The following is a 13,454-nucleotide window of genomic DNA, read 5'->3' as shown; positions in this document are numbered from 1 at the left end:
CATAATTAGGCCTCATTTTGTGAACTTTTAGGGACGATTCGACGGTCATGATGTTCATAAGAAATGGTATACCCTACAAACACTCCATACAAAACAAACTGACAAGCGGTCGTCACAATCGTGTCCATCGTCATTTCATTTAACGGTGGCACGAAATAAAATAAAGGATTTAAGAAATAAAATATAATCACCCATAAACCAATACCATACAATATTCCTGGCATTATTCCATGCATTTGCTTAAATAATAAATAATATATTAAGGCAGGGATAATGGCTAAGATTGTTAATATACATAAGCTTATTAGTTCACCCATCCACCCTTCAGTCCAACTTCCAGAAAAGAAAGTGCGTAAAATAAATGACGCATGAGATACTTCAGAAAACGAAAAAAAATAAGCAATCGAGCTAACGATCCCCCAGATAAAACCTCCTGCTGCTCCACAAAATAAGCTTTTTAAAAATACAGATGATTGACGTTCTTCTTGTTTTGCCATTAGCACCACTCCTTCAACTGTAGTTTATACGTTTCATCAAGTTTCATACTTCATAACAATTTGTATGTTTATATCTATCTTTAGTAAAATAAAAGTAGATTATCGTATAGATTTTTCGTTCACATGGCAAAATGTTAATAAGTTAGAAGATTATTGATTGAAAGGAGTTTGTCATGAATAATAAAGCAAAATATTTTGTATATGCTATTTTAGGCTTAGCGTCATTAGGACTTTTCTATAACTTATTTTTTGATACAGTAGACTTTTTTAAAGGCACACTTATGATGATTGGTTTTGCTGTAGTCTTCGGACTTTTAATTTATTATTTCTTTATTGGTCGTCATCGGTCTGGTCAGGATTCTAACTATCGCAAGGCAGTTAAACAATCTCGTAAAAAGTATGGTAAGAATACTAATTCAAGATTTACTAATTCTAACAAGCCTTCAAAGTTACAAAGGCAGAAAAAACCATCACATTTAACTGTTATAAAAGGCAATAAAAAGTAGCTGAACGTTATTTTCAGCTACTTTTTTATGTGCTGCCAATTCTCGAAAAATTTCTCTGCACTTTGAAAACCAACATCAAATAAATAACTCTTCTCTTCTTCGCTTAAATCAAAATCAGTAGTGCTAACCTTTTCTATAGGGACAAAAATGATATCTTGGGCATCGTTCTTCGAGACGTAACGACTATCATGAGCTTGAATCATTGTTTTGACAATGGCTGGTAACATGTCAATAGCATTATCTACTTGTTGAATAGGCACTTCTGGTTCATTAGAACTCAACTTTACCCCAAGTATTAGACGGTTGTGTTTATTCTCACCAGAAAACACCCAATAAGGAAAGTTACTCAGTGTTCCTCCATCAATAAAGTAACTCTTATAAGTTGACTTCGTTAAAATTTGAACGGGTTGAAAAAAATAAGGAATACTTATACTAATTCGAACAGCCTTAGCTAATGGAAAATCATTAAGGTCCACACCATAATAACTTTCTAAATCATTTGGAAATAAAGCAATTCTGCCATTCGTTATATCTGCACCTATGATGTATAACTCTCTCTTTAGATCATTAAATGTATATATACCTTTACGTAATAACAATTGATTAATCCATTTCTCTATGAAATCGCCACGATATATTCCCATTTTGGAGTAGAGAGCTAACCATTTCAAAAACCTTAAATTTTTAGCATACTTAGGCGGGTCTAATAATTTATTTGTATCTAGTTCATTAATCAACATTTTAATTTCTGATTGATGGTATCCTGCAGCAAGCAAAGTGGCAATTAATGCACCAGCTGATGTACCTGCGAAGCGCTCGAATTTAATGTCTCTTTTCTCACAGGCCTCTAAAGCTCCTAAAAACGCAAAAGCTTTAATACCTCCACCTGAAAAGACGCCATCTACTTTCATTCTTTAACCTCCAGGATATTCTTACTGCATATCATTCTATGAGGGATGGCCTATTTATAGAACATAAGAAGAGCTTGACCTTTTTAGGCCAAGCTCAACTTCTTATAATCCACATTTTAATTGTGCGCCGCAATTCGTACATGTGTTACAACCACCGACGTCTTCAACACTACCCTTACGACAAACAGGACAAGTATCTCCAACTTCGGAACCTACTGTAACATTTGTTTTATCTAATTCATGCACAGTATCCATTAAGACGACTTTCTTCTCTTCTTCCTCAAATAACTCTTGTTGTTCTGATAAATCATTTTCTTCAGCTTTTAGTGATAGAACCTGAGTATCTCTACTTCCATCAACATATACTGTTCCACCTTTTGCACCACCACGATATAGACGACGGTACACTTTTTCAACTTGGTCCACACGGTAACCTTTTGGAGCATTAACCGTTTTCGAAATGGAACTATCAACCCATCGCTGGATGACACACTGAGTATCCGCGTGAGCTTCAGGTGATAGATTCATTGCCGTTACAAACCAGTGTGGCAGCTCTGCATCTTCTGAAACCTGTGGATTCAACTTATAATACTCTTCTGCAATATCAGCTTTCACTTCTATAAATTTACCTAAACGTCCGCTTCTGTAGTAAGTGAAAGAGAAATACGGCTCAAGACCAGTTGATACACCCACCATCGTTCCTGTAGACCCCGTTGGTGCCACCGTTAATAAGTGCGAATTACGAATACCATGTTCTAAAACGCCTTGTTTAATATCTTCAGGCATCTTTTGCATGTATCCTGTACTGATAAAACGCTCGCGAAGCATATGTGTCTCAGCATCGGTTTCTCCGATTAAGAAAGGAAAACTTCCCTTTTCTTTTGCGAGTTCAATAGATGCACGGTATGCAGTAGTAGCAATGGTCTCAAAAATTTGTTCTACAAGTTCATTACCTTCTTTTGTACCGTACTCAGTTTCACAATAAATGAGTAAATCATGTAGCCCCATAACACCAAGACCCACACGACGTTCACCTAACGCTTGCTTACGGTTTTCATCTAAAAAGTAAGGTGTTGCATCAATCACGTTATCTTGCATTCTCACACCGACTTCAACAGTTTGTTTTAACTTGTCAAAATCAGGTTGTTTAGTTTCCTTATCAGCTATACTTGCCAGGTTAACTGCTGCTAAGTTACAGACTGAATAAGGTGCGAGGGGTTGTTCTCCACAAGGGTTTGTAGCAACAACCTTCTGGCCATAAGCCTTAGCGTTTGTTTCTTTATTAGCATTATCAATAAAGAAAATACCAGGTTCTGCTGAATAAGTTGCACAGATATTAATAAGATCCCAAAGCTCTTTAGCTTTAATAATCTGATAAACTTTTATGCCAAAGCCCATGTTCTCCCATTCACGAACATCTCCAGACTCAGACCAGCGTTCATTGTAGAATTGCATCTCTTCTTCATTGTAACTTTCTACATCTGGAAAGCGAAGTTCATAATATTCATCATTCTCAACAGCTTTCATGAATTCATCTGTTATACAAACTGAAATATTTGCTCCGGTTAAGAATTCCGGGTTATGCACACTATATGTGCCACCATCACGAAGTTTATTTTCAGCTTCTCTAATATTTTCTTCTGAGAACCCACCTTGACCAGGGATGTGTTTATAATTCACAATTCCTTGATACATCTGTTCTTCTGAAGGTGTTAGAGGCGTAAATTTAAGCTTATCCTTCGCTAGTTGTTGAACGGTTTCATCTTCAATATTTTCAACTAAGTATCTTAGAATTCTAGGGTTTTGCATTTTAGAGATAATAAATTCAATAATGTCTGGATGCCAATCATTTAACATAATCATTTGTGCCAATTATTGTTACTCACTTTTTCAAGTGGGATAGGTCATTTCTGCCTATCTCTTACACTTTCATGTAAGATCAGACTATATCTTCAAGGATTACTCCTTGCCTCGCGCCCTATAATACTGTCTCCAATAATATAGCTTACTTCTTCCTTAACTTTGAAAGCATTAGGAAGTTTCAGTAGTCGTTGAACGTTCATCTATGTTTCCATAGATGCTTCGCTGCTGATTGCCCATTGTAACATCCTACTACTTTTTAACATTCACGTTTGCCGTCACCAGCTACGTTGTAGTGTAATAGGCTTTAGGGGTTTCCAGCAATTCGCGAGATTTATTTATAGACGAGGCACAACTGTTTACCACGTCTTGATCCGCCTTGCTCAACTAGATGTGTCAACTTCGCAATATCATCTAACCAGGAAACCGAACCTGATGATTTTCCATTTACACCTCTTGCTAATGCATTACGAGGTCTTAAAGTTGAACCGTTCGTTCCAACACCACCGCCACGTGACATAATTTCCATCACTTGTTTACGGTGATCACTAATACCTTCTCTTGAGTCTTTAACAAAAGGCATAACGTAACAGTTGAAATAAGTTACATCTGTGTTGGAGCCTGCTCCGTAAAGCACTCGTCCGGCCGGGATAAAATTCAAGTTTGAAAGTTCTTCATTAAATTTCTCAAACCATTCATGACGTTTTTCTGGAGTTCTTTCAACCTCAGCTAAGCCCGTGGCGTTCCGAAGAGCAATTTGTTCGTAATAGATTTCTAAAGGCTTATCAATCGCGCTGATAGAACGCTCAATGATTCCAGTTTCTTGTTCCTCAGGCTTGTCCAGTACGTGAACATAATCTTCTTCGACTTTTATTTTAGCCTTTTTTGTTTCATCATTAATTGATACAATAAATCCTGTACCTCTAGCGGGAAATTTAGGGTCGTCTTTAACTGTTAAGACAACAAAATCTCCTTCTTTCAATGTTTTCTTTTCAGTGTCTTTAAATGCATATCGATCTAGCATGACTAAACGCGATACACCTTTATGTGTTGTGTTCATCTGGGAAGTGATTGGGTGTACATGTGGAAATTGCTTAATGTCTTCATTTAAACGTTCCACATTAATTTGCGAATCACGTGTCTTCACACCTTGCATGAATGTCACTCCTTCTTTCGACAATTTATGCAACATTGAGTTGCTTGTTGAATTAAATGTATCAGAACCAAAAATAGAAATCAATATATTGTGTGAAGTTTTTAAAAATAATACTATATGTGGTAAAAAGAGCATATAAAGGTTGTTTTGTCAACGGTTTAAAATGTCGATAAATCTGGAATGACCTACTGTATACATTGGTACAAGCACACTCTAAGGGGATCAAAAAAATTTTTCCTTTGAATAATAAATGAATGACTTATATAATGTAAAATAGAAAGATAAGAGAGGGGATATCAATGGATATACTACTAACTGTATTAATAGTTCTTGCAGTAATTATTATTATCGGTGTCTTACGTTATGTAAAAACTCAACGAATCTTGAACACACTAACTGAAGATCAATTTATTGAAGGTTATCGTAAAGCACAACTTATTGATGTACGGGAACCAAATGAATTTGATAATGGTCATATACTAGGTGCTAGAAATATACCAATGTCACAATTAAAACAACGTTTACAGGAAATTCGACCTGATAAACCTGTTTATTTATATTGTCAAAGTGGACAAAGATCAATGCGTGCGGCGACGATGTTACACAAACGTGGCTATCAAGACTTAAACCATCTTAAAGGTGGTTTCCGTAAATGGAGCGGAAAAGTAAAAGCGAAAAAGAAATCCTATTAATTAATAAAGCGGCTACCATCTTGGTAGCCGCTTCTTTTTATTCTTCTTCCTTCATATAACGTAGCACTGGTTTTCTTGCTGCTTGTGTTTCATCTAAACGACTAATTACTGTCGTATGTGGTGCTTCCTGAACGACTTCAGGGTCATCTTTTGCTTCATTAGAGATTTGAATCATTGCATCAATAAATTCATCTAATGTTTCTTTTGATTCCGTTTCAGTAGGTTCTACCATCAATGCTTCCTCAACATTAAGAGGGAAGTAAATTGTAGGTGGATGGTACCCAAAATCAAGAAGACGCTTAGCAATATCTAATGTACGAACCCCTAATTTCTTCTGGTTCTTACCTGATAGAACAAATTCATGCTTACAATGTTGTGTGAATGGTAACTCATACTCTTCTTCTAATCGACGCATCATATAGTTTGCATTAAGAACCGCGTTTTCACTGACTTGTTTTAAGCCGTCAGGTCCCATAGAACGAATGTAAGTATAAGCACGAACATTAATACCAAAGTTTCCGTAGTACGGTTTCACACGACCAATTGATTCTGGACGGTCATGATCAAAGTAATATTGGTCGCCATTTGTTGTTAGAACTGGTTTCGGTAAATATTTTGAAAGCTCTTCAGATACACCAACTGGTCCAGAACCAGGTCCGCCACCACCGTGTGGGCCTGTAAATGTTTTGTGTAAGTTCAAGTGAACCACATCAAATCCCATGTCACCAGGACGTGCATAACCCATGATTGCATTTAAGTTAGCACCGTCATAATACAAACGACCACCTGCATCATGGATAATCTTAGCCATTTCTAATATATGTTCCTCAAATAATCCTAATGTGTTTGGGTTTGTTAGCATTAATGCAGCTGTATCATCTCCAACCACACGCTTTAAATCTTCAAGGTCAACTAACCCTCGCTCATCAGATTTAACAGTCACAGCGTCAAACCCTGCTACTGTAGCTGATGCTGGGTTAGTACCATGTGCCGAGTCAGGTACGATGACTTTTGTTCGGTTAAAATCCCCATTGGCTTCATGGAAGGCACGAATCATCATTAATCCAGTCCATTCACCTTGAGCACCAGCTGCTGGCTGTAAGGTCACTTCATGCATACCAGTAATCTCAGCTAAAGATGTTTGTAAATCGTACAATAACCCTAGAGCTCCTTGTACTGAGCTTTCCTCTTGGTAAGGATGAACTTGGCTAAAGCCTGGGAAACGTGCAACATCCTCATTAATTTTAGGATTATATTTCATTGTACACGATCCTAGTGGATAAAACCCTGAATCTACACCATGGTTACGTGTAGAAAGCGCTGTATAATGTCGCATGATTTGAAGTTCACTCACTTCTGGTAAATCAGGGCTTTCTTTTCTTACATATGCGCTATCAAATTCAGCGTCTAAATCAACTTCTGGTACATCTAATGAAGGTAAGCTATAACCTTTTCGATCTTTTTGACTTAATTCAAATATAACTGGGAAGTCTTTTTGATTAGCCATTGATATCACCCAATTCTTTTACAAATTGATCAATCTCATCTTTGGTGCGAATTTCAGTAACTGCTATTAATAAATGATTGCTCCACTGATCATTGACTTTTCCTAAATCAAATCCACCAATAAAACCTTTGTTTAAGAGCTCTTTATTTAAAGTAGCTATATTGCCATTAATTTTAACAACAAATTCATTAAATATTGGGCCATTATATACGACTTCAAAACCTGCTTCTTCAAATTTTTTCATAGCATAGCGGGCTTTTTTCATATTTAATTCAGCCATTTCTTTAACTCCATGTTTACCTAAAGCTGACATGGCAACTGATGATGCTAAAGCATTTAACGCCTGGTTTGAACAAATATTTGATGTCGCTTTATCACGACGAATATGCTGTTCACGAGCTTGTAAGGTTAACACAAAGCCGCGTTGACCTTCTTCATCTACTGTTTGACCAACTAGACGGCCAGGAACTTTACGCATTAGCTTTTTCGTTGTTGCAAAATAACCACAATGAGGTCCACCGAATTGTGCAGGAATACCAAATACTTGAGCGTCTCCTACAACAATATCAGCACCAAATTCACCTGGAGGCGTTAAGTATCCTAGACTCAATGGATTACTAGAAACTAACATCATTGTTTTCTTTTGATTAGCTAATAGCTCATTTACTTCTTGAAGTGGTTCAATCTGTCCTAAGAAGTTAGGGTACTGTAAAACTACACTTGCAGTATCATCATCTAATTCGCGCTCAAGTTGTTGAAGGTCTGTTAAACCATCTTTAACATCAATTTCAACAATTTCAAGGCCAGGGCCTTTAACATAAGTTTTAATAACCTCAAGAGATTCCGGGTGAATCGCTTTAGATACTAATACTTTTTTCTTTTTCGTTTGCCCGGCACTTAAATTAACCGCTTCAGCTAAAGCTGTTCCTCCATCATACATAGAGGAATTAGCTACTTCCATTCCAGATAATTCACAAATCATCGTTTGGAATTCAAAGATTGCTTGCAATTCACCTTGTGAAATTTCTGGTTGATAAGGTGTATAAGCTGTATAAAACTCTGATCTAGAAATAACATGGTCTACAATTGATGGAATATAATGCTGATACACACCTGCGCCTAAAAATGACGTATGGCTTTCCAGGTTTGCGTTCTGACCAGCTAATTGTGACAATTCTTTTTTTAGTTCATATTCATCTTTCGCTGGTTTAATATTAAGTTCACCATCAAAGCGAACTTCTTTAGGGATATCTGCAAACAAATCTTCTGTTGAATCTACCCCAACAGTTTTTAACATCGACTTTTTATCTTCTTCAGTCATTGGAATGTAACGATGTTGCATGATGATTCACCTCTCTTATTTTCTCTTATAAAATGGTGTTGGAACTACTTTAGCTTGTAACGTTCTTTTTCTTACTTGTACATCTAAAAATTCACCTTCATTAGCAAATTCGGTATTCACTAGGGCTAAACCTACGTTTTTACCTAATGTAGGTGATTGAGTTCCAGAAGTAACAAAACCAATCGTTTCCCCATCTTTTAATACATCGTATCCATGACGAGGAATGCCTTTGTCTATCATTTCTAACCCAACTAACTTTCTTTTTGGGCCATTAGCTTTTTGCTCAGCCAACACTTCTTTACCGTTAAAATCCGCTTCTTTCTTAACTTTAACAGCAAAATTCAATCCTGCTTCAACTGGAGTGATATCCTTCGAAAGTTCTTGACCGTAAAGAGCAAGGTTAGCTTCAAAACGCAACGTATCACGAGCTCCTAGACCAACTGGTGTGACTTCAAATTCTTCTCCTGCTTCTAAAATGGCTTTCCAGAGATCTACACCACTTGATTGGTCTATGTATATCTCAAAACCATCTTCACCTGTATAACCTGTACGAGAAATTAAAGCACCGTGCTCAATTCCTTTAAGTTCAACATCTTGCTTAAATCTGAAGAATTTAATCTCACTCAAATCTTCCTCTGTCAGCTTTTGCAAGATTGTTTCTGCTTTAGGTCCTTGTAGTGCTAACTGCACATATTCAGATGAAACGTTTTCAACTGATACATCACCAGTCACATATTGCTTTAACCAATCAAAATCTTTCTCAGTATTAGCAGCATTGACAACTAGAAGATATTTTTCTTCTTCAAGCTTGTAAACTAATAAATCATCTACTGTGCCGCCATCTTCATAACACATGATGGTGTATTGCGCTTGATTTATAGATACTTTAGATAGATCATTCGTTAACATCTTTTGTAAATATGCTTCACTATCTTTACCTTCAACTAAAATTTCTCCCATGTGAGATACATCAAATAAACCAGCTTTTTCTCGCGTAGCATGGTGCTCATCTTTGATACCAACAAATTGGACTGGCATCTCCCAACCACCGAAATCAACTGTTTTTGCATTATAAACAGGATAAATTGGTGTTCGTCTCAACTCTCCCATTCTCATCCCTCCGTTATTTGTTTTTAAACATTAAAAAAGAGAATACCAAATCAACCATTCGGAATTCTCTGTCCTGTCACCTGAAAGTTTCGTAATACGTTTAGCATTACTTGCATCTTTGGTGGTTCATAGTCATGAACACTCTCCAGAGTAGCGTCCTACAAGAGTCTTTTTGCCTGAGAGATTCATACGTGACCGTATTTGCTCCGTCGGCGCCATAAAATGGTCTCTCCCCTTGTATTCATTCGCCTGATGATATTCTATTTTTTGTACATAATAATACTATACTTGTGTCACATTATAGCATATGTGCATGACTTGTGTAAGCGTCATCATCGATTTATTTTAGAGAGGAGTAGGATCGATGAGAATAGTTATTGAAGATCAAGATTTGCAATCTCTTTCTCAAAATCTTAATGATTACCAATCGAGTGATTGGGATACTTTTAGACAAGCTTATCAATTAAGCAAAATGAAAATGAATAACAAAGATTCATTAACTTGCATGCAATATTTGCCCGGCCTAGAGTTAATGTCTCACCAACTTGACGCCGTAAAAAAGGTCTTAAATCAAATGCATGGTCGAGCTATATTAGCTGATGAAGTTGGTTTAGGAAAAACAATCGAAGCTGGTGTCATTTTAAAAGAACTAATGGTTAAAAACTTAGTAAAAAAAGTACTTATTCTTGTTCCTTCATCATTAATTAGACAGTGGGAAATTGAATTACAGCGTACTTTTTATATTCCAGCTACATCCAAACATCGGTCATACCCTTGGGAAGCTTATGATATTTGTATATCATCAATTGACTTAGCCAAAAAAGAACCGCATGCAAGTGAAATATTGAAACAGGACTATGATATGTTAATTATTGATGAAGCTCATCGGTTGAAAAATCCTAAAACTCGAAACTATCAATTTGTGAAACAAATTAGATCGACCTATTGCTTATTATTAACTGCAACACCTATTCAAAATAAAATTGATGAGATTTATTACCTAATGTCAATTGTTCGACCAGGTTTATTGGGTGATAAATATTCATTTAAGAAAAATGTTAAACAAGAACGACATGAAGATAGTCATGCCATTCAAACACTAATTAAACAATCCATGATTAGAAATCGCAGGTCTGATACAGAGAATGACTGGACAAAACGTGATATAGAAACCATTTTTGTGGATTTCACTGAACAGGAACTGGAATTTTACAAACAACTTGAATCTATGAATGCTTATCATTCATTTACCACTCTTACTTTACAAAGAGAAATATGTTCAAGCCGTGAAGCTTGTTATCAAACCATTCGTCATTCTAACTGGGATGATGACTTTAAAAATGACATGATGCAACAAATTGAACAACTCCCTCATCATTCAAAAGCTCTAAAAACGGTAGAGTTTGTAAAATCACTAAATGACAAATGTATTATCTTTACGGAGTACAAATCAACTCAGATTTACCTTCAATGGCTTTTACAACAAAATGGAATTTTTTCTGTCACATTTAACGGTAAATTTAAAAAGAGTAAGAAAGACTGGATGATCCAATTATTTAAAAATAAAGCTCAGGTGCTCATTGCTACAGATGCTGGTGGTGAAGGACTCAACTTACAATTTTGTAATCACATGATTCATTATGATCTACCATGGAACCCTATGAAACTGGAGCAACGTATAGGTCGTATTCACCGTTTTGGACAAACTAAAGATGTAAATATCTATTACATGGTTTTAAACAACACAATCGACCAAAGAATCTTAAACTTACTGTACGATAAATTAGATTTATTTAAAGATGTGATTGGCGAACTAGATCAAATTCTAAGTCAACTTGGTATCAATAGTCTGGAAGAAGAAATTGAAGATATCGTTAAAGAATCTCGTTCTGAAAAGGAAGCTTCTATCAAAGTTAACCATCTATTCTCTGTCATAAGCGACAGTCATGTGGAAGAAAGGGATATTGCCAATGAATCAAGCTGAAATACATGAATTTCTTGTGCATTTTTTTTATAAAAGACAAGCAACTATTGAATTAAATGAACGTGGTCTTCTTAAAGTTAAATTGACTGAAGAATTAGACCAGAAGCTTATGAACCGACCTTTTTATTGGCAGTATGTTAAAAAACTTGGCAAACAAGGCGAACCCATGTCTGTGACATTTATATCAGATGAAAGTAAGAAAGAAGAAAAAGGTGAATGGATTCATTACGGTTCTCCAAGACTAGAACAGTTATTTCAAATGATTTTTGAAGAAGGTCGATATGCTGAACTTTATGAAGAAACGAATCAAGATGAGCGTCAAGCCTTACATCCTTGGTTTATTTGTAATCTCAAAGTGAGATATCAAGGATCATATACACAAGATGAATTGGTCAGTATAGGGGTTTATTTAATTAATGGCACAATGCGGTTCAAGATGATGGATGAAATTTTACAAGAATCTTTTGTTAATGTTATCCCTGACTACTGTTATAAGATTCCTCCAATCATCTCACATAACCGTGCCATACAAATGATTAACCAGGAAATCAGTTTGAGAATTAATCAAAAATCATCTGCATTTGAACAAGAATCTATGGAATTGTATCAAAAAGAATTGAATATGACTGATCATTTATTTAAAACACGGGAGGATGAAGATACAGAAGTATTACAAAAAAATATTGAGGAACAAATCTATAATCGTTTATACCCTAAGGTTCAATTAAAGCTAATTAATTGCGGATTATTCTATTTAACTGAAAACCGATCAAAACATATGATGAATATTTCTTAAATTTTGTTTGATTTATAAAGTACAAAAAGTAGTTGCATTTTAAGCAACTACTTTTTATATGATTGAACCATACATTGATTTTCAAAGCCCATTCTTTGGTAAACTTTATATCCTTGATCAGAAGATTGTAAAATTCCGAATTCAAATCCTCGTTTCTTAGCATCTAACAAGGCGACTTCAGTAATTTTTCTGCCGTAACCTTTTCTACAATACTTCTCCTTAGTACCTACATTATAAATGCCTGCTACCCCCGCATGGTAATAAATAGTAGCAATACAGACAGGTTCGCTCTCCTCATAACCAATATAACTTACTAAATCACTATCATAACCAGAGTTTACAATCGTATTGTAAAAATCTTCGCCACCAGCATCTGGGAGTTGATAGATTTCCTGAAACAAGTTAGCTAAGGTACGTGCGTCATATTCATTTTTTACTATCTTAATTTCGAAATTCGTTAATTCTTTAATTTTAACTTGATCAAGTTTTATAATCATTGCGGGATACTCATGCGAATAACTGAATCCACTATTCTTAAGCTCCATTTCAACATCTGAAGTACTATTCGTTGGCCAGACTTCCCAAAATAATGGAGCACCCTTTTTACCATAAAATTGAGACACACGCTCTTTAACATCATCAAAATTTTCCTCAATAGTATCTGTACGAATAATTCGATTGATAACGTTTACCGGCATATTGGGACTGTAAATCCCTTCAATGCCTTCATCATCATAATAGTTTATTTCCTTAGCGTTTTGACTCGTTAAATAAAAAAAACCTAACAGATTTCGTTGATTGGCTGTAATAAGCTCATCTACCGTCGCCTCTTTTATTATTTCCGACATAATAAAAGACCTCCCGATTTAAAATAGAAATCATGAATAATTCAATTATAAATTTACAATATATGTATTCTCTTTTTATTACTATATTCCTTCATCTAATAACTACTTATTACCCTTAAATAAAATTATAGTCTTTTTTTATTTTCTCATTAAAAATGTTATATAATGGTTATTTTTAGTGTAGAAAACTATATTTCCTTATAGAGAAACAACAATTTTCCCCTGCTTGACTATACAATTTTAAT

General features: G+C 35.4%; 10 protein-coding genes, 2 pseudogenes and 2 riboswitches. Of the genes and pseudogenes, 4 read left to right on the top strand and 8 right to left on the bottom strand.

The genetic code is table 11. The features are described from left to right. Window positions 1-5: 5 nt before the first annotated feature. Window positions 6-497 (bottom strand): YqhR family membrane protein, encoded by a 492-nt coding sequence (locus tag E3U55_RS03170; protein ID WP_134338889.1) that lies wholly within the window; start codon window positions 495-497, stop codon window positions 6-8. A gap of 173 nt (window positions 498-670) precedes the next feature. Here E3U55_RS03170 and E3U55_RS03165 point away from each other — a divergent pair, with 173 nt between their 5' ends. Next, the gene (locus E3U55_RS03165) at window positions 671-1,003 is read left to right on the top strand and encodes an SA1362 family protein (RefSeq protein WP_134338888.1); all 333 of its coding nucleotides are present in this window, start codon (window positions 671-673) and stop codon (window positions 1,001-1,003) included. 17 nt (window positions 1,004-1,020) lie between these two features. Here the strand turns inward: E3U55_RS03165 and E3U55_RS03160 are convergent, their stop codons facing one another. The 3 genes and pseudogenes from E3U55_RS03160 to E3U55_RS03150 all read right to left on the bottom strand — a co-directional run. Continuing rightward, window positions 1,021-1,914: a patatin-like phospholipase family protein gene (locus tag E3U55_RS03160; protein ID WP_134338887.1), complete on the bottom strand. Its 894-nt coding sequence runs from the start codon at window positions 1,912-1,914 to the stop codon at window positions 1,021-1,023. 102 nt (window positions 1,915-2,016) lie between these two features. Continuing rightward, window positions 2,017-3,783 (bottom strand): annotated as a pseudogene (locus E3U55_RS03155) (vitamin B12-dependent ribonucleotide reductase); the annotation flags it as partial. Window positions 3,784-4,135: 352 nt separating this feature from the next. Next, window positions 4,136-4,930 (bottom strand): annotated as a pseudogene (locus E3U55_RS03150) (ribonucleotide reductase N-terminal alpha domain-containing protein); the annotation flags it as partial. A 299-nt stretch (window positions 4,931-5,229) separates the two neighbouring features. Between E3U55_RS03150 and E3U55_RS03145 the strand changes: the two are divergent. Beyond that, the gene (locus E3U55_RS03145) at window positions 5,230-5,622 is read left to right on the top strand and encodes a rhodanese-like domain-containing protein (RefSeq protein WP_134338884.1); all 393 of its coding nucleotides are present in this window, start codon (window positions 5,230-5,232) and stop codon (window positions 5,620-5,622) included. A 37-nt stretch (window positions 5,623-5,659) separates the two neighbouring features. Here E3U55_RS03145 and gcvPB read toward each other — a convergent pair whose 3' ends face one another. From gcvPB to gcvT, 3 genes are read right to left on the bottom strand one after another with little or no spacing between them, the layout of a single operon-like run. Continuing rightward, window positions 5,660-7,129, bottom strand: coding sequence for an aminomethyl-transferring glycine dehydrogenase subunit GcvPB (gene gcvPB, locus E3U55_RS03140; RefSeq protein ID WP_134338883.1), 1,470 nt, complete (start codon window positions 7,127-7,129; stop codon window positions 5,660-5,662). Continuing rightward, entirely contained in the window at window positions 7,122-8,471 is a 1,350-nt protein-coding gene (gene gcvPA, locus E3U55_RS03135; protein ID WP_134338882.1) for an aminomethyl-transferring glycine dehydrogenase subunit GcvPA, read from the bottom strand. Before gcvPA ends, gcvPB begins: the two co-directional genes overlap by 8 nt. A 15-nt stretch (window positions 8,472-8,486) precedes the next feature. Then, window positions 8,487-9,581, bottom strand: a complete 1,095-nt coding sequence (gene gcvT / locus E3U55_RS03130; RefSeq protein WP_134338881.1) for a glycine cleavage system aminomethyltransferase GcvT — start codon at window positions 9,579-9,581, stop codon at window positions 8,487-8,489. A 66-nt stretch (window positions 9,582-9,647) separates the two neighbouring features. Beyond that, window positions 9,648-9,732, bottom strand: a riboswitch (glycine riboswitch). Window positions 9,733-9,735: 3 nt separating this feature from the next. After that, a riboswitch (glycine riboswitch) is annotated at window positions 9,736-9,826 on the bottom strand. A gap of 119 nt (window positions 9,827-9,945) precedes the next feature. On the opposite strand from gcvT, the gene E3U55_RS03125 reads away from it, so the two are divergent. Together E3U55_RS03125 and E3U55_RS03120 are read left to right on the top strand one after the other, a co-directional pair. After that, window positions 9,946-11,565, top strand: coding sequence for a DEAD/DEAH box helicase (locus tag E3U55_RS03125; RefSeq protein WP_134338880.1), 1,620 nt, complete (start codon window positions 9,946-9,948; stop codon window positions 11,563-11,565). Beyond that, window positions 11,552-12,361 (top strand): YqhG family protein, encoded by an 810-nt coding sequence (locus tag E3U55_RS03120; protein ID WP_194840808.1) that lies wholly within the window; start codon window positions 11,552-11,554, stop codon window positions 12,359-12,361. The genes E3U55_RS03125 and E3U55_RS03120 overlap by 14 nt, the downstream gene beginning before the upstream one ends. Window positions 12,362-12,408: 47 nt before the next feature. On the opposite strand, the gene E3U55_RS03115 is transcribed toward E3U55_RS03120, so the two are convergent. Further along, window positions 12,409-13,209: a GNAT family N-acetyltransferase gene (locus E3U55_RS03115; protein ID WP_134338878.1), complete on the bottom strand. Its 801-nt coding sequence runs from the start codon at window positions 13,207-13,209 to the stop codon at window positions 12,409-12,411. Between the last annotated feature and the right edge of the window lie 245 nt (window positions 13,210-13,454).

The organism is Filobacillus milosensis, from assembly GCF_004402015.1.
In the GTDB taxonomy this organism is placed as follows: Bacteria; Bacillota; Bacilli; order Bacillales; family Alkalibacillaceae; genus Filobacillus; species Filobacillus milosensis.
The sequence above is the reverse complement of the archived record's forward strand: the minus strand, read 5'-3'. Positions and strand labels throughout refer to the sequence as shown.